Genomic DNA, 16230 nt, shown 5'->3' with positions numbered 1-16230 from the left:
TTTGAATTCTTCGGATCGATTGATTTTTATAAATCGGTGTGCGACTCTCGAGGCATGATCACGACAGGGCTCGGCGCGCCCTACTGGAAGCTGTGGACCTCCGCCGGGCTCTCCAACCTGGCGGACGGCGTCATGAAGGTGGCGCTTCCGCTGGTCGCGATCCGGTACACCGACTCCCCCGTGGTGATCGCCGGACTGTCGTTCGCCTTCACCCTGCCCTGGCTGCTCTTCGCCCTGACCGCTGGCGCCCTGGCCGACCGGATCGACCGCCGGCGCCTCATGCTCGTGGCGAATACGGCTCGTGCCCTCTTCCTCGCCTGCCTGACCGTCGTCACGATCGCGGGCGCAGGATCCATCTGGCTGCTTTACGCGGCTGCGCTCTGCATCGGCGTGGCCGAGACCGTCTACGACACGTCGTCTCAGTCGATCCTGCCGCAGCTGGTCCCCCGCGACCGCCTGTCCCGTGCGAACGGACGGCTCTACGCGGCGGAACTGACGGCGAACGAGTTCGTCGGACCGCCGCTGGGCGGCTTCCTCGTAGCGACCGGCGTCGCCCTCGCGTTCGCGACTCCGGCACTCCTCTGGGTTGCGGCGATCGGGGTGCTGCTCCTCGTGCGCGGTCGGTTCGTAGCCGAGCGCACCGCGCCCACCACCATCCGCGCCGACATCATGGAAGGGCTGCGCTTCCTCGGTCGGAGCACCCTGCTCCGGACCCTGGCGATCATGGTCGGGGTCTTCAACTTCGCGAGCTCCGCGGTCTTCACCGTGTTCGTACTGTATGCCGCAGGTCCCCAATCGACGATGAAGCTCTCGGACCCCGCCTACGGCCTGCTGCTCACGTTCTCGGCGATCGGGAGCGTGCTCGGCACCTTTCTCGCCGAGCCCGCCGAGCGACTACTGGGCCGCTCGCGAGCGCTGGCTCTGACGATCGTCGGTTCGCTGCTCACTGTTGCGACGCCCGGCTTCACGGACAATCCGTTCATCATCGGCGCGGGGCTGCTGCTCGGGGGCGTCACGGTCTCGATCTGGAACGTGATCACCGTGTCCCTCCGGCAGCGGATCACGCCGACGCGGCTGTTGGGACGGTTGAACAGCGCCTATCGACTGCTCGCCTGGGGGACGATGCCGCTCGGGGCCGTCGCCGGCGGCCTTCTGGGACAGGCGTTCGGAGTGCAGTGGGTGTTCCTGATCATGGGCGCGTTGGTGCTCCTCCAGCTCATCCCGATGCTGTGGATCACGGACCGCCGGATGGATGATGCGGAGCGAGAAGTGGAGGCTGCGGAGGCGGCGGAGGCGGCGCAGAAGGCCGCTGGTGACGCCGCCGAAAGGTGACGCGTACACGACTTTGCCAGCTTCCGTGCCTGAACCGTCCAGAAACGACGCCTAAAGTCGTGGTCGACGGCATCGTAAGCCGTCCGTGCCGCGCTCGGCGGCATCCAGCCCCCCACCCCCAACCTTGTGGCGCCCACGCGCCCGCTCCTGGATGCCCGACCTTCCCACGCCCGGCACACTCGCGTCGCATGCCGCGCTTCCGGGCCACGGGTCCACGAGGTGCTTCTGCGCATGCCGCGCGATCGCCAGCCCGCAGGACCGCTCCCGAAGAGTCATGGTCCGCCGCATGGATGACACAGCGTCAGCGTGCACAGGCGGGGAAACCCGATCCAGGAAAACAATGCTCAGCACCCTCCGAAAGACCGTCAAGAACAGTTCCGTCCCCTTCGGCCGCATCGTCACCGGCGCGGCAGCCGTCATCATGAGCGCCAGCCTCATCGCGCCCGTCGTGGCGCAGCAGCAGGCCAGCGAACGACAGACCCGCGAACTCTCGGAATCGACCGGGATGCGCCACGAGCAGCTCGGCGTGTACGACACGATCGTGCGCGACCGCCTCGAGCGCGAGGCGAAGGCCACGCTCAGCGGCGCCCAGAACACTGTCGCCGCCAACCAGGCCAAGACCGACGCGACCGCCGCGAAGACCGCGATCGCCGGACTGACCAGCTTCACCAAGCTCCCTGACGACAAGCTCCGCGCGACCATCGACCAGACCCAGGCGGCCTCCGACGCTCTCGCTGCCGCCGGCGCCGAGGCGGACAAGCAGGCCGCCGCGGCAGCAGCGGCCGCAGCGGCCGCAGCCGCCGCCGCGCAGGCCAACGCCAACACCGTCGGTGGGGCCAAGTCGGTCGCCGCCGGCCTCGCCGCCAGCCAGTACGGCTGGGGCGCCGACCAGTTCCAGTGCCTCGACAACCTGTGGCAGCGCGAGTCCGGCTGGAACTACCAGGCCTCCAACTCCGGCAGCGGCGCCACCGGCATCCCGCAGGCACTGCCCGGCAGCAAGATGGCGACGTTCGGCTCCGACTGGCAGACGAACGCCACCACGCAGATCAAGTGGGGCCTCGACTACATCGCCCGCGGTTACGGCACGCCGTGCGGCGCCTGGGGCCACTCGGAGTCGTTCAACTGGTATTGAGCCGCTGAACCCCGGTCACTGCCGGCGAGCGCACCCGCGCCCGCCGGCAGTTCTCTGCCCGGCGACAGACGGTGAGCCGCCGGTAGACTCGCGCGGGTGACCACCAGCACCGAGCACGCCCCCGTACCGCCCGTCATCCGCGGAGCCCACCTCGTCGGCAGCGTCAATCTGCCCGACGCGGAGACCGTCCTCCGCACGGTGAGTTCCCGCCTCGGCGACCGGATGCGCCGCATCCCGGACGGCGAGGTCGGGGAACGCTTCTACTGGGTGCAGTTCCAGACGAAGCGACTGGATGCGATGGCCGGCATCTCGCGCATCCCGGTCGAGCCGTTCTATCTGCGCGGTGTCTTCGACGGCCGCCCGTTCCGCTTCGATGAGGGAGTCACGGCCGACGATCTGGTCTTCCCGGACCTCGGCTATGCGGACGCCGCGCTCGACTCCTACGCCACCTTCCGCCGCCTCCGCGACGAGGGCGCCATCGCAGCCGGCACCCGCTTCCAGGTGTCGCTTCCGACGCCCGCCGGGGTCGTCGGCCCGTTCATCGTCGCTGAGGACCGCGCAGCGTTCGAACCCGCCTACGAGCGCGCCCTGTTCGGCGAGCTGCAGCGCATCCTGGACGGGGTCCCGCACGAGGATCTGGCGATCCAGTGGGACACGGCGGTCGAGTTCGCCCTGCTCGAGGGGCGGATGCCGTCGTGGTTCGGCAAGGACGTGCTGGCCGGCGTGGTCGAGCGCGCCACGCGGCAGGTGGCCGCGGTTCCCGCCCACGTCCAGGTCGGCTATCACCTCTGCTACGGCGATGTCGAGGAGCAGCACTTCGTGCAGCCGTCCGACGCCGGCCGGCTGGCGGAGGTGCTCAGCGGCATCCTCGCGTCGGCGCCCCGTCCGGTCAGCTGGGTCCACCTCCCGGTGCCGATCGAGCGCGACGACGCCGAATACTTCGCCCCGCTGGCGCAGGTCGACGTGCCCGACGGCACCGAACTGTACCTCGGCCTGATACACCACGAGGACGGGGTGGAGGGTGCGCGTCGGCGGGCGCAGGCCGCGGCGACCGCGGTACCGGCGTTCGGCGTGGGGACGGAGTGCGGGTTCGGCCGCGGTCCGAGCGAGCGTACTCCGACGCTGCTCGACCTCCACGCCGCCGTCTCCGAAGCCTGGTGACACGCGCATGAGCCTGTCGCTGGACGGGGAGGCGTTCGAAGCGCTCGTCTCGGACGAGCTCGACCAGCTCCCGGACGAGATGGTCGACGGCCTCGACAACGTCGTGTTCGTGGTCGAAGACCGGCCCGAGGATGGCTCTCTCGACCTGCTCGGACTGTACGACGGCGTCGCCCTCACCGAGCGCGGCGACTACGGGTTCGGCGAGATGCCGGACCGCATCGTGCTGTACCGCGAGCCGCTACTGGCGATCTGCGCGGACGAGGACGAGCTGCGGGACGAGATTCACATCACGCTGGTGCATGAGATCGCGCACTACTACGGCATCGACGACGACCGGCTTCACGAGCTCGGCTGGGCGTAGCCGGCCCGGGCCCAGTCGCCTAGTCGCCGGGTCAGGCCCCGAAGCCGAAGATGGACTCGTCGTCCTTGTCGGGCGCCACCGGGTCGGAGTCCGGCTGGTCGAAGTGGTACGTCACCTGACGCTGACCTTCGACCTCGCGCTCCTCGCCCGCCACGTACCAGAAGGTGGATTCGAGTCCTTCGACGGCGGCGATCACGCCGATGCGCTCATCCACTTTGCCGTCCACCAGGAAACGGCGGTCGGTCTGGCCCACCAGGGGCCCGTCGGCGTATTCGACGATGTACTCGGGGTCCTGTCGTGCGTCGGTCATGACTCCACCGTAGTCCCCCTCGACGGGTCGACGAGGTCCACCGCCGTCACATCCAGCACCAGAGCGGCGAGTGCGAGGGGATGCTCGCGCGCGACGAAGCGGTCGAACTGCTCCTGCCAGCGGTCCCACTCGGCGGCGAATGCGGCGCCGTCACGGGCGATCGCGCGCGCTTTGCGCAGCGCGTCGTCCGCCTGCAGCCACACCGTCAGATCGGCGACGGCGGCGTTGCGCCGAGAGAGCGAGCCACAGCCTTCGACGACCAGCGGTTCGCATCCGGAGACCATCGCGCGCCCGGCGGGACGGCCCTCCGTCCAGTCCCAGCGCTGCCACGAGCCGGTGCCGTCAGCACGCAGCGGCTCCAGCAAGTCGCGGCCGACCGCCTCGCTGCCGGCGTCGAGACCGTCCCATCCGGGGTAGAGGTCGTCCATCCGGACGAGGCGCGGCCGCCCGGCCGCCGGCCACTCCGCAAGCAGCCGGTCGGCGAGGGAACTCTTTCCCGCACCGCTCGGACCGTCGATCAGGATGATCGGGGTGCGGCCCGCCGCGGATGCCGTGTCGACGGCTCCGGCGACCGCCGCTCCCAGCGCCGCGAGCTCAGCCGAGGGGCGCATTCCAGCTCCCCGTCGCCAAGGCCGCCGCGACCGCGACGCCCGCGACGAGCGCCGCGACGGCCATCGCCACCCAGTCGCGGCCGCGGAAGACGGACGGACGCGCCCACGTGCGCCTGCCTCCCGTGCCGAACCCGCGCGCCTCCATCGCCGTCGCCAGCTTGGTCCCGCGCCGCAGGGACAGCACGAACAGCGCGAACGACTGGCCGAGGAACCGGCGGAACGCTCCCGACTCCGCGACACCCCGCGCGCGGCGCGCCAGCGTGAGCGCGCGCCAGTCCTCGGCGAAGAGGCCCACCAGGCGGAGGCCCGCCAGGCCGCCGATGACGAAGCGCGCGGGGAGCCTCAGCAACTGGGCGAGACCGTCGGCGAGGTCGGTCGGGTCGATCGTGATGAACAGCAGAACCGCGGGCAGACCGATCGCGAGGACACGGAGCATCGTCGCCAGCGCGAGGGAGATCGATCCATCGCTGATCTCCACCGCCCACCACTGCACGTACACCGTGCCGGAGCTCTGGCCGTACAGCAGCGTGGTGAGACCGGCGAGCGGCGCCGCGATCCAGACCGGCGCCGTGCGCGCCACCACGGTGCGCAGCGGCAGGCCCGCGAAAGCCAGCAGGATCAACTCCAGGCCGAGCGCGACACCCGCAGACACCGGGTCGATCGACAGCAGCAGCGCCACCGTGACGATGAGCGCCGCGCCGAGCTTCGAGACCGGGTTCAGGGTCGCCAGCGGGCCGGTCCGCAGCGGTTGCACCAGGGTCATGCGCTCACCTCCGCCGCGTCCAGCCGGAGCGAGGATGCACCCACCGCGGAAACGAATTCGGCGTCATGGGTGGCCGCGACGACGGCGTGACCGTCGCGACGCAGTTCCGAGATGAGCCCGACGAGCCCCTGCCAGGTGCGCGCATCCTGCCCGAACGTCGGTTCATCGAGCACCAGCAGTCGCGGACGCGTGGCCAGCGCCGTGCCGACCGAGAGCCGGCGCTTCTGGCCGCCGGACAGGGTGAACGGGTTTGCCGCAGCCACGCCGTCGAGCGCCAGGCGCACGAGCAGGTCGTCCACGCGTGCTTCGACCTCCGTGCCGGACAGGCCGAGCGCGCGTGGTCCCGCAGCCAGCTCGTCGCGGACCGTGGAGGCGATGAACTGGTGCTCGGGATTCTGGAACACGCTGCCGATGCGGGTGAGCAGCTCCCGCGAGCGCCACCCGCCCGGATCGGAGGGCAGTCCGTTCGCCAGAGCCGGTTCGGCGGCGAGGGAGCCGTCCACCGCGGGGAGGAGTCCGCCGAGCGTGAGTGCGAGGGTCGACTTGCCCGCGCCGTTCCGGCCGATCAGCGCCAGGGCGGAGCCCTCGCGGAGGTCGGCATCGACCGGGAACCCGACGGCGTCGGCCGCTACCGGGCGCGGGCGTCGGCCGCGCCGGCGTCCGCGGGTCACCGCCGGACCCCGCCCGAAGACCAGCGACCGTGCGGTGAGCAGCGGCGCGCCCTCGGTGACGACCGGCGCCACGGGGACGGGCGTGTCGGGCAGCCAGACGCCCGCGTGCCGCAGCTCGCCGGCCGCGTCGTTCAGCACCACCTCCGGAGGGCCGTCGGCGAGCACTCCCCCGTCGGCGTCCAGGACGACGACCCGCGTCACGAGGTCGCGCCAGACGGCCACGCGGTGCTCGACCACGACCAGGGTCGCTCCGGTCGCGTCGAGGGCCGCGCGCACCGCATCCCGCACTTCCAGGACGCCCTCGGGGTCGAGGTTGGCCGTCGGCTCGTCCAGCAGCAGCAGCCCCGGGCGCATGGCCAGCAGACCGGCCAGTGCCAGGCGCTGCTTCTGCCCGCCGGACAGCTCGGCCGTCGACCGGTCCAGCGGCACAGCGAGGCCGACCTCTGTAAGGGCCTGCCGGACGCGGCGCCAGATCTCCTCTCGCGGAACGCCGAGGTTCTCGCAGGCGAAGGCGACATCGTCGCCCACCCGGGCGAGGATGACCTGCGCTTCCGGATCCTGCAGCAGCAGACCCGCGGAGCCGCGCGCCTCCGCAGGCGGCCGCCCCGCAACGGTCAGCGAGCCCTCGAACTCGCCGTCGTCGTCTCCGCCCAGCACACCGGCGAGACCGGCCAGCAGGGTGCTCTTGCCGGCGCCTGAGGCTCCGAGCAGCAGGACCCGCTCGCCGGGCTCGATCCGCAGACTCACGTCCCGAGCGGCCCAGTCGCTGCGTCCGGCGTAACGCCAGCCCCAGCCGTCGACCCGAACGGCGGCCGGGACCGGCAGTCGCTTGGTCACGGTCGTCAGACCCGGACGGCCTTCTGCGCCTCGCGGCCCGCCGCGAAGCGGCTCAGCGCGCCGGTCCGCGCGAGGGCGCGCACCAGCAGCCAGGAGCCGAGGCCGGCGACGATCATTCCGGAGACGGTGGTCGTGATCGTGTAGGTGATCGCGAACCCGGCCTTCGAGCCGGGGTACCAGTAGAGGAGGTCAAGGATCGACTCGGCGAGCCCCGCGCCCGCGCCGGCCAGCAGTGCCGGGACGAGGCGCCAGTTGGCGTACAGGAAGAGCGCGAAGACGATCTCGGCGCCGAGGCCCTGCACCGCCCCGGAGAGCAGCGTGGCGAAGCCCCACTGCGTCCCGATCAGGGCGGACACGATCGCCGCGACCAGCTCGCCGAACAGCGCTGCCCCGCGCTTGCGGACGATGAGCGCCACGAGCACCCCGGCGAACAGCCACGGGCCGTTCAGGATGCCCTGGAACCCGGGCAGTACGGCACCGACCGGACCCGAGATGGGGTTCTGGACGACACCCCACACCCAGAAGACGACACCGGATGCGACGGCGACGACACTGGCGACGACGATGTCGACGACCCGCCAGCGGAGAGTACGCGGGCGTGCGCCCACGGAGGAGATGATTGCGTGCACTGTTCGTGCCCCTTCTGTCGAATGGAACAGGGCACGGGATGTTGAGAAATGTCCTCCCTGCGCTGGCATGACCCAGATCAGGTTCGACGGTCGAGACTTGGAGAAGTCTCCTCTCAGCCCGGCTCACCGGACTCCCGTGTTCTCCTCCAGTCTAGACCGCGGGAGGCACGACGCTACTTCTTGAGCGCGCGGATCACACGGGCCCACGCATGGCCGGCCACCCACACGAAGGGGATGCCGACGGCGAGCAACGTGATCAGGTTCGGCCGGAAGCGGACCCCGAGCTCGTCGGAGATGTACGCGCCGAACGGGATGGCGACCCCGCCGCCGCCCGCGCCGCCTGCGGCGTCCTCATCCCCTGCACCGCCCGCGCCGAAGCCGAACTGCACAGCGGCGACCGGGACGATCGTGGTGCCGTCGACGACGACCGGCTCGCCGTAGACCGACTTGATGCCGGAGCCGGTCACGGTCTCCGCGAGTTTCAGCGAGAAGTTCGTCATGACCCCACGGTAGCGCGCCCTCTGCCGCCTGAACAGGGCAGTTCGAACGCGACGGGCTCAGTCGCTGACGTACTTCGGGTTGCGGCCGTCGCGCTCTTCCTCATCGGCGTCGCGCGAGCGCCGGACCAGGGAGGCGGGCCCGATCATGCCGCGACCGAAGCGGGCGCTGACCGCGTCGAGGGTCCGCTCGGTCTCCCGCCACTCCTCGTCCGGGTCCCACAGCGCGAGCGTGTCGCCGCCGGCATCGAGGAGCTGCTCGGCTCGCACCCCGATCAGGCGGAGGGGCGTCTGCCGCACATCCAGGCCGAGCGCGTCAAACACATCCCACGCCTCCTCGAACAGTCGCCGGCCCACGTTCGTCGGCTCGGCGAGCGTGCGCGACCGCGTGATCGTGCGGAAGTCGGAGAACCGGACCTTGATCGCCACGGTGCGCGCCACCATGTCGTGCTTGCGCAGCCGCTCGCCGACGCGCCCCGAGAGGCGGAGGAACTCGCGGCGGAGCGTGTCGAGATCGCCCACGTCGGTGCCGAAGGTGTTCTCGTGGCCGATGCTCTTCTCGCGCGACTCGGTGACGATGCTGCGGGCGTCCCGCCCGTTGGCGAGGTCGTGCAACCGGCGGCCGCCGGCATCCCCCACCGCCTTCTGCAGCACGTGCAGCGGCGCGTCCGCGAGGTCGGCGACCGTCAGCAGGCCCATCCGCTCGAGCGACGCCTGCGTGCTGGCGCCGACGCCCCAGAGTGCACCGACGGGCAGCGGCCGCAGGAAGTCGAGCGTGTCTGCGCGCGGGATGACCAGCAGCCCGTCCGGCTTCGCACGGCCGGAGGCCAGCTTCGCCATGAACTTGGTCGCGGCGACCCCGACGGAACACGTCAGCCCGGTCTCCTCGAGCACCCGCGAGCGGATCAGCTCGGCGATGCGGCGCGGGGAACCCAGCAGGCGGCGGGCGCCCGACACATCCAGGAACGCCTCGTCGATGCTGAGCGGCTCGACCAGTGGCGTGACCTGGTGGAAGATGTCCATCACCTTCGCGGAGTACTCGGTGTACCGCTCGTAGTGCGGGGGCAGGATGATCGCGGACGGGCACAGCCGGAGCGCCTGCGACATCGGCATGGCACTCCGGACGCCGTATCGCCGGGCCTCGTACGTCGCGCTCGTGACGACCCCGCGGCCGCCCGCATGCCCGACGATCGCCGGCTTGCCGCGCGCATCGGGCCGCTCGAGCAGCTCCACCGACGCGAAGAACGCATCCATGTCGACGTGCAGGATGGACGCCTCGGAGTCGTCGACGTCGGCCGCGCTCACCTGGCGCTGGCTGCCGTCTGCTCGTCCCACCCCCTCACTCTCTCACTCCGGGCCGACACTCGGGACTCGTCACCGCCGAAGTGCGCTCGACGGCGACGACGGCACGGGATCGGGATACGTTGGGGGCCATGGAATTCAGGTACCTCGGCAACAGCGGACTCAAGATCTCCGAGATCATCTACGGCAACTGGCTGACCCACGGCTCGCAGGTGGAGAACGACACCGCCACGGAGTCGGTGCACGCGGCCCTCGAAGCCGGCATCACCACCTTCGACACGGCCGACGCGTACGCCAATACCGTCGCTGAGCAGGTGCTGGGCGACGCGCTCAGGAACGAGCGCCGCGCCTCCCTCGACATCTTCACCAAGGTGTACTGGCCCACCGGGCCCAAGGGCCACAACGATGTCGGGTTGTCGCGGAAGCACATCCTCGAATCCATCGACGGGTCGCTCCAGCGCCTAGGGACCGACTACGTCGACCTGTACCAGGCGCACCGCTACGACTCCGAGACCCCGCTGGAGGAGACGATGCAGGCGTTCGCGGACGTCGTCCGGCAGGGCAAGGCGCTCTACATCGGCGTCAGCGAGTGGAGCGCCGACCAGCTGCGCGCCGGACACGCGCTCGCGAAGGACCTCGGCGTCCAGCTCATCTCGAACCAGCCGCAGTACTCGATGCTGTGGCGCGTCATCGAGAAGCAGGTCGTGCCGACCTCGGCCGAGCTCGGGATCTCGCAGATCGTCTGGTCTCCTGTCGCGCAGGGCGTGCTGACCGGCAAATACAAGCCGGGTCAGCAGGCGCCGGAGGGCAGCCGCGCGGCCGACGAGAAAGGCGGGGCGGATGCGATCCGGAGGTTCATGCGGGAGGACGTGCTGACGGCGGTGCAGGACCTCCAGCCGATCGCCGACGAGCTGGGCATCACCATGGCGCAGCTGGCGGTGGCCTGGGTGCTGCAGAACCCCAACGTCGCCGGCGCGATCGTCGGGGCGTCGCGTCCCGAGCAGGTGCGGTCGAACGCGGCGGCCGCCGGCATCAGGCTGTCCGGCGACGTGCTGGCACGGATCGACGAGGCCGTCGGCGACATCGCCCAGACTGACCCGTCTCTGACCGTCTCCCCCGCGAAGCGCCCCGCCTGACCCCAACGCACACACGGCCGCCGAACCGTGAGTCGTGGTCGAAATTCCGGCCGAGTGGTGACATCTCGTCGCCACTCGGCGGAGTTCCACCGTGGCCTGGCGGCACCATCGCGCCGCCTGCGCTCAGACGAGGGCGGAGACGAGGGGCCGAAGCCAGTCGCGGAACGCGACGGAGTCGTCACGCAGGGTCGCGCTGATCACCACGGTGTGCGGGCCGACGATCCACGCGCCCTTCTCCGCGAGCGGCAGCACGTCGATGTCGAGGCGGAAGTACCCTGCCTGACGACGGAGCTCGTGCTCCCGGTCGTGGACCACCTTCACGATGTCGGCGGCGCGCCGGGCGTGGGATGCCGTGCTCGCGGCGACGTACTCGGCATGACGGGCGGCGGTCCAGCCGGCGGCCGCGTCGTAGTGGGCGATGATCGCATCCTGCAGGTCGATTGCGCGGTCGAAAGCCTCGAAGTGCGGCGGATGGAGCAGCGGCGCGGTGAGCCGGCGATGCCGGTCCGAGGCCACCTCGAACCAGGCCTGCCACTGATCCGCCAACGCGTCGTCCGATCCGGTCCGCCCGCTCCCCGCTTCGGCGCGCCGTCCCCGCCCGCCTGCGGGCCCGGCGAGCGGCGCGGGCCGCATGCGGGTGCGGCCATCCGCGGGCTCAGGATGGCGGGAGTGCCAGGCCGGCGCCACGGCCGGCTCCAGGGCTGGGAGCCCCGGGCGCACCCGGTCGCCGAGCCCGGCGAGGTCACGCAGGGCGAGGGCCATCAGCAGGTCCCACGGGCAGTCTTCCGTGACCTGCCATCGAAGGGTCCCCTCGACGAACATGCCGACATTGTAGGTTCGCACCCTGCGCGGAGGTAGAGGGATGCCGAACCGGTTCAGTCGGCGAACGGCTCCTCGGCGACGAGCAGGGACGCGGGGATGACCGCCCGCTCGTACGGTCCAAGCCCGTCGCGGCGGTGCTGCGGCTCGAAGAACGACACGGTCCAGGTGGTCAGACCGTCGCTCGGACCGTAGATGTTGCGCAGGTTCCGGTCGCCGGGCGCGACGATCACGCCGGTCGGCTCCCCGACCCAATCATCCGACGACGGGATGTCGTGCTCGCGCACGTAGACCTGGACGCCGACGCCGAAACCCGGTCCGCCATCCTGCGGCCGACTCTCGGCCGCCTGCCTGTCATCGGGGGAACTGCGCTTGAACATGGCTTCATCCTCCCATCCGGCGGTGAGGGCCGGCTGGATCCCGTCAGTGCGATCCCGTCAGTGGGATGTCGTCGGCCGCGTGCTCCCGCCGGCGCGGCGGGCGGGGTCGAGGAGGCGGCGCAGGGTCCACCGTTCGGCTACCGTCCACGCCGTCGACGTGAGGATGTACACCGCGGCCGCGAGCGGGACGAACGCGGCGAACACCACTGTCACGTACGGCAGGAACGACAGGGCGCGTAGCATCCCCGCCGGCGCCGTCGACCCCTCGGGCTGCGGGAGTGTCAGCACCCGGCGCGAGACGGTGGTGACGATCGCGATGAGGGCGAGCACGCCGAGGTACACCAGCATCGCCGGCCAGACACCGGCGCCGGCTCCGGTCAGTCCGACGAAGCTCGTTCCGAGAGGCGCCCCGAACGCGTGCTCGGCCAGCAGCCCGTTCGCATGCCCGGCGATGGTCTGATGGGTGAAGAGCGCGTAGACCAGCGTGACGACCGGGATCTGCGCGAGCAGCGGCAGCATCCCGGCGAAGGGTGAGACCTGCTCGGCCTGATGCAGCTCCATCGTCTTCCGGGCGAGCGCCTCGCGGTCGCCCTTGTGCCGCCGCTGCAGTTCGGCCAGCTGCGGGGCGATCCGCCGCCGCGCGTATTCCGCGCGCACCTGGCTGACGCCGACGGGGATGAGGAGGAGGCGGACGAGCACCGTCAGCATAGCGACGGCGACGAGCCCCGCCAGCGTGCCGGCGACCGGCTCGACCGTGGCGGAGAGGGCGGTGACGAGGCTGTAGGCCCCGTCGAGAACAGCCGCGATGGGCGGCCAGGAGAAGAAGTCCATGAGTGTGTGATCCCTGCGAGTCGACGGAGTGAGGACGCGTCTGGTCGCGTGGAGTGCGCTACCCGCGGCCACGGGGATGTGGACGGCGGACGGCGGCGCTGACTACGCGACCGACAGGGAGGAGCCGGGTGCCCTCGGGCGCGGGCGGCCCTCGGCGCCGGGGTCGGACGGCCCCTCGGCCAGCCAGCCGGCGACGGGCTCGACCGGACGCGACCACACCGGGCGGACCCGGAGGGACGCGGCCAGGGCGGCCACGGAGCGGACGCCCGCTGCCGCGAGCACAGCAACGAGTCCCAGCGCTCCGGCCACACCGGCGAGAGCGACGAACCCGGCGGTGCTTCCCCCGCTCGCAGCGCCCAGCGAGCCGGCACCGGACGCAAGGGCGCGTCCGAGGAGCTCGAGCAGGGCGATCATGGTCCCGACCGTAACAGAGTGCGGGCCCCGCTGCCCAGAGCGTTCGCGCCCGGCGGACGCGTGTCGCCGCGGGTGATCGGCACGACGCGCGCCCGCATCCCGCCCGACGGTGGAAGGATGGAGGCATGACTCGAGTCGCGATCATCGGTGCACACGGAAAAATCGCCCAGCAACTCATGCGGGTGCTCTACGACCTCGGCGACGACTTCGTTGGCGTGGTTCGGAACGACGAACACGCGGACGACGTCTACCGTCTCGGCGGCGAGGGTGTGCTCCTCGACATCGAGAAGTCCACGCCGGAGGACCTTGCGGCCGCCATCGCCGGCTGCGATGCCGTGGTGTTCACCGCGGGCGCGGGGGCCGGCTCCGGCATCGAGCGCAAGCGGACCGTCGACTACGGCGGTTCCGTCCTCGCCCAGGAGGCCGCGGGCCAGGCCGGCATCCGCCGATTCGTCCAGGTCTCGGCGTGGGGCGTCGATGCACCCGTTGACGATGCCGACCCGGTCTGGAAGGCCTACGTCGAGGCCAAGCGCGACGCCGACGCGGCCTTGCGCGACTCGGGGCTCGAGTGGACCATCCTCCGCCCGGGCGGCCTCACGACCGACGAGGGCACCGGGCGCATCACGCTGGGCGACAGCGTTCCGCGCGGGACCATCGCCCGCGAAGACGTCGCGCGACTGATCGCGCTGGCGCTGCACGAACCGGCCTCTGCGGGCCACCAGTGGGAGGTCATCTCCGGGGAGACCCCCCTCGAGGATGCGGTGCGAGCGCTGGTCGCGTCCGCGTAGGCTTGCGCGCGTGACCAGCGACAGCGTGACGAGCGATCCGTCCCCGTACAGCGCCAAGCCCTGGGTGTCCGGCTACGCGCCCGGCGTCCCCTCCGAAGTGGAGACGCCGGAAGGCTCGCTCTCGCACCTCATCGAGGAGTCCGTTCGGACGTACGGCAGGCATGTCGCCCTGGAGTTCTTCGGCGCGACCACCACCTACGCGGAGCTCGGCGACCAGATCGCCCGCGCCGCCGAGGGACTCCGGAAGCTCGGGGTGTCGAAAGGCGACCGCGTCGCCCTGGTGCTGCCGAACTGTCCGCAGCACGTCGCCGCGTTCTACGCGGTGCTCCGACTGGGCGCAGTCGTCGTCGAGCACAACCCGCTCTACACGCCCCGGGAGCTGCGCCACCAGTTCGAGGACCACGGCGCGACCGTCGCGATCGTGTGGGACAAGGTCGCCGCGACCGTTCAGGCGCTTCCCGCCGATCTCGGCGTCGAGACCGTCGTCTCGGTCGACCTCACGCGCGCGATGCCCACCTCGAAGCGCATCGCGCTCCGCCTCCCCGTGGCCGCCGCGCGGAAAGCGCGCGAGCAGCTGACGGCTAAGGTCAGCGGGACCATCGGCTGGGACTCGCTGGTCGCCTCCCGCCGCATCAAGGCTTCGTACCCGCGACCCGAACGCGACGATCTCGCGCTCATCCAGTACACGTCCGGCACGACGGGTCGGCCGAAGGGGGCGATGCTCAGCCACGGCAACCTCACCGTGAACGCCGCCCAGGCCCGCGCGTGGGTGCCCACCGTCGAGCGCGGCACCGCTGTCGTCTACGCCGTCCTGCCGCTCTTCCACGCGTACGGCCTGACGCTGTGCCTCACCTTCGCGATGAGCATGGGTGCGCGGCTCGTGCTGTTCCCCAAGTTCGACCCCGACCTGGTGCTGGATGTGGTGAAGAAGCATCCCGCGACGTTCCTTCCCGCGGTGCCCCCGATCTACGAGCGGCTGGTGGAGGCGGCGGAGAAGCGGAAGGTGTCGCTCTCCGGGATCGAGATCGCCATCTCCGGCGCGATGAGCCTGCCGCAGGGCATCGTCGACCTGTGGGAGAGCAAGACCGGCGGCTACCTCGTCGAGGGCTACGGTCTCTCCGAGTGCTCCCCGGTGCTCATGGCCAACCCGGTCGGCGCGAGCCGCAGGGCCGGGACCGTCGGTCTCCCCCTCCCCAGCACCGAGCTTCGGGTGGCCGACCCGGACGACCCGGCGGTCGACAGGGCGATGGGCGAGGAGGGCGAGCTGCTCGCCCGCGGACCCCAGGTCTTCTCCGGCTACTGGCGCAACTCCGACGAGACGGCCAAAGCGCTCACGGCCGACGGCTGGTTCCGCACCGGAGACATCGTGACGATGGACGCGGACGGCTTCGTCCGCATCGTCGACCGCATCAAGGAGCTCATCGTCACCGGCGGCTTCAATGTGTCGCCGACGGAGGTCGAGGATGCTCTGCGCTCGTTCCCCGGCGTCGCGGACGTTGCCGTGGTGGGTCTCCCCCACCGGCGCGGCGGCGAGGACGTGGTCGCTGCGGTCGTGATGGATGCCGGCGCCTCCTTCGACGAGGAGGCGATCCGCGCCTACGGTCGGGACTGCTTGACGCCGTACAAAGTGCCGAAGCACGTTGTGCAGGTGGACGAGCTGCCCCGGTCGATCGTCGGAAAGGTCATCCGCCGAAAGGTGCGCGAGCAGCTGCTGGCCCAGCAGGCCAAGTAGCGCTCGCCGCGGCGGTCACCCGCCGATCGGGAACACCAGCAGTGACCCGGTCGCCGTCGCCACCGTCTTGCCGGACGCATCCGTGACCACGCCGTCGGCGAAGGCGACCCGGTTGCCGGGCTTCGTCACGGTCGCGACGCAGGTCAGCCGGCCGCTGTGCGCGTACACCGGCCGCAGGTAGTTGACCTTGATCTCGATGGATGTGTAGCCCTGTCCCAGCGGCAGCGTCGTCTGCACGGCGCAGCCCAGCGCCGAGTCGAGCAGGGTGCACATGAGACCGCCGTGCACCGTCCCGATCGGGTTGTAGTGCGACTCGTCGGGATCGCAGACGAAGGTAGCGGTTCCCACGTCGGCCGCAACCAGCGTCATCCGCATCAGCTCGGTGATGGGAGGCGGCGGCAGCTCCCCGCCCAGCATCGACTGCAGGTACTCCAGCCCGGTCATGGTCGGCATGACGGCGACCCCGGGTGCCGGGTCCTCCCAGGTGACGGTTCGGGTGCGCTCGGTGACGTCTTCGTGCATGA

Annotated in this window: 19 protein-coding genes and 1 riboswitch; of the genes, 7 read left to right on the top strand and 12 right to left on the bottom strand. The window is 71.0% G+C overall.

What is annotated here, in order from left to right; translation table 11 throughout:
- Nucleotides 1–54 precede the first annotated feature (54 nt).
- The 4 genes from AB4Y74_RS07205 (at nucleotide 55) to AB4Y74_RS07190 (ending at nucleotide 3986) form a co-directional block, all read left to right on the top strand.
- The gene (locus AB4Y74_RS07205) at nucleotides 55–1332 is read left to right on the top strand and encodes an MFS transporter (RefSeq protein ID WP_441798427.1); all 1278 of its coding nucleotides are present in this window, start codon (nucleotides 55–57) and stop codon (nucleotides 1330–1332) included.
- Between the two features lie 340 nt (nucleotides 1333–1672).
- A complete protein-coding gene (locus tag AB4Y74_RS07200; RefSeq protein WP_441798426.1) occupies nucleotides 1673–2464 on the top strand; it encodes a hypothetical protein in 792 nt (263 codons plus the stop codon).
- Nucleotides 2465–2560: 96 nt separating this feature from the next.
- The gene (locus AB4Y74_RS07195) at nucleotides 2561–3625 is read left to right on the top strand and encodes a hypothetical protein (RefSeq protein ID WP_441798425.1); all 1065 of its coding nucleotides are present in this window, start codon (nucleotides 2561–2563) and stop codon (nucleotides 3623–3625) included.
- A 7-nt stretch (nucleotides 3626–3632) separates the two neighbouring features.
- Nucleotides 3633–3986, top strand: coding sequence for a metallopeptidase family protein (locus AB4Y74_RS07190; RefSeq protein ID WP_441798424.1), 354 nt, complete (start codon nucleotides 3633–3635; stop codon nucleotides 3984–3986).
- 31 nt (nucleotides 3987–4017) lie between these two features.
- On the opposite strand, the gene AB4Y74_RS07185 is transcribed toward AB4Y74_RS07190, so the two are convergent.
- From AB4Y74_RS07185 to dinB, 7 genes are all read right to left on the bottom strand, one after another.
- Nucleotides 4018–4296: a hypothetical protein gene (locus AB4Y74_RS07185; RefSeq protein WP_441798423.1), complete on the bottom strand. Its 279-nt coding sequence runs from the start codon at nucleotides 4294–4296 to the stop codon at nucleotides 4018–4020.
- On the bottom strand, nucleotides 4293–4907 hold the full coding sequence (locus tag AB4Y74_RS07180; protein ID WP_441798422.1) for an ATP-binding protein: 615 nt from the start codon (nucleotides 4905–4907) through the stop codon (nucleotides 4293–4295). The genes AB4Y74_RS07185 and AB4Y74_RS07180 overlap by 4 nt, the downstream gene beginning before the upstream one ends.
- Nucleotides 4891–5670: an energy-coupling factor transporter transmembrane component T family protein gene (locus tag AB4Y74_RS07175; RefSeq protein ID WP_441798421.1), complete on the bottom strand. Its 780-nt coding sequence runs from the start codon at nucleotides 5668–5670 to the stop codon at nucleotides 4891–4893. Before AB4Y74_RS07175 ends, AB4Y74_RS07180 begins: the two co-directional genes overlap by 17 nt.
- The gene (locus tag AB4Y74_RS07170) at nucleotides 5667–7178 is read right to left on the bottom strand and encodes an ABC transporter ATP-binding protein (RefSeq protein ID WP_441798420.1); all 1512 of its coding nucleotides are present in this window, start codon (nucleotides 7176–7178) and stop codon (nucleotides 5667–5669) included. Before AB4Y74_RS07170 ends, AB4Y74_RS07175 begins: the two co-directional genes overlap by 4 nt.
- 5 nt (nucleotides 7179–7183) lie before the next feature.
- Nucleotides 7184–7807: an ECF transporter S component gene (locus tag AB4Y74_RS07165; RefSeq protein WP_441798419.1), complete on the bottom strand. Its 624-nt coding sequence runs from the start codon at nucleotides 7805–7807 to the stop codon at nucleotides 7184–7186.
- A 37-nt stretch (nucleotides 7808–7844) separates the two neighbouring features.
- Nucleotides 7845–7955, bottom strand: a riboswitch (TPP riboswitch).
- Between the two features lie 25 nt (nucleotides 7956–7980).
- Nucleotides 7981–8307 carry a spore germination protein GerW family protein gene (locus AB4Y74_RS07160; RefSeq protein WP_441798418.1) on the bottom strand — a complete coding sequence of 109 codons (327 nt, stop codon included), beginning with the start codon at nucleotides 8305–8307 and terminating at the stop codon, nucleotides 7981–7983.
- Nucleotides 8308–8364: 57 nt separating this feature from the next.
- Nucleotides 8365–9639: a DNA polymerase IV gene (gene dinB, locus AB4Y74_RS07155; protein WP_441798417.1), complete on the bottom strand. Its 1275-nt coding sequence runs from the start codon at nucleotides 9637–9639 to the stop codon at nucleotides 8365–8367.
- 98 nt (nucleotides 9640–9737) lie between these two features.
- Here dinB and AB4Y74_RS07150 point away from each other — a divergent pair, with 98 nt between their 5' ends.
- Entirely contained in the window at nucleotides 9738–10742 is a 1005-nt protein-coding gene (locus AB4Y74_RS07150; RefSeq protein ID WP_441798416.1) for an aldo/keto reductase family protein, read from the top strand.
- A 123-nt stretch (nucleotides 10743–10865) separates the two neighbouring features.
- Here the strand turns inward: AB4Y74_RS07150 and AB4Y74_RS07145 are convergent, their stop codons facing one another.
- From AB4Y74_RS07145 to AB4Y74_RS07130, 4 genes are all read right to left on the bottom strand, one after another.
- The gene (locus AB4Y74_RS07145; protein WP_441798415.1) at nucleotides 10866–11564 is read right to left on the bottom strand and encodes a hypothetical protein; all 699 of its coding nucleotides are present in this window, start codon (nucleotides 11562–11564) and stop codon (nucleotides 10866–10868) included.
- Nucleotides 11565–11617: 53 nt separating this feature from the next.
- Nucleotides 11618–11941, bottom strand: coding sequence for a hypothetical protein (locus AB4Y74_RS07140; protein WP_441798414.1), 324 nt, complete (start codon nucleotides 11939–11941; stop codon nucleotides 11618–11620).
- Between the two features lie 57 nt (nucleotides 11942–11998).
- Nucleotides 11999–12772: a YidC/Oxa1 family membrane protein insertase gene (locus AB4Y74_RS07135; RefSeq protein WP_441798413.1), complete on the bottom strand. Its 774-nt coding sequence runs from the start codon at nucleotides 12770–12772 to the stop codon at nucleotides 11999–12001.
- Between the two features lie 102 nt (nucleotides 12773–12874).
- On the bottom strand, nucleotides 12875–13186 hold the full coding sequence (locus AB4Y74_RS07130) for a DUF6412 domain-containing protein (RefSeq protein ID WP_441798412.1): 312 nt from the start codon (nucleotides 13184–13186) through the stop codon (nucleotides 12875–12877).
- A gap of 125 nt (nucleotides 13187–13311) precedes the next feature.
- Between AB4Y74_RS07130 and AB4Y74_RS07125 the strand changes: the two genes are divergently transcribed.
- Both AB4Y74_RS07125 and AB4Y74_RS07120 read left to right on the top strand, forming a co-directional pair.
- On the top strand, nucleotides 13312–13974 hold the full coding sequence (locus AB4Y74_RS07125; RefSeq protein ID WP_441798411.1) for an SDR family oxidoreductase: 663 nt from the start codon (nucleotides 13312–13314) through the stop codon (nucleotides 13972–13974).
- Nucleotides 13975–13984: 10 nt separating this feature from the next.
- Nucleotides 13985–15706: a long-chain-fatty-acid--CoA ligase gene (locus AB4Y74_RS07120; protein WP_441798410.1), complete on the top strand. Its 1722-nt coding sequence runs from the start codon at nucleotides 13985–13987 to the stop codon at nucleotides 15704–15706.
- Nucleotides 15707–15721: 15 nt separating this feature from the next.
- On the opposite strand, the gene AB4Y74_RS07115 is transcribed toward AB4Y74_RS07120, so the two are convergent.
- Entirely contained in the window at nucleotides 15722–16228 is a 507-nt protein-coding gene (locus tag AB4Y74_RS07115; protein WP_441798409.1) for a PaaI family thioesterase, read from the bottom strand.
- Nucleotides 16229–16230: the final 2 nt, after the last annotated feature.

Origin of the sequence: Leifsonia sp. RAF41 (assembly GCF_052114085.1) — a bacterium.
GTDB lineage: Bacteria > Actinomycetota > Actinomycetes > Actinomycetales > Microbacteriaceae > Leifsonia.
The sequence above is the reverse complement of the archived record's forward strand: the minus strand, read 5'-3'. Positions and strand labels throughout refer to the sequence as shown.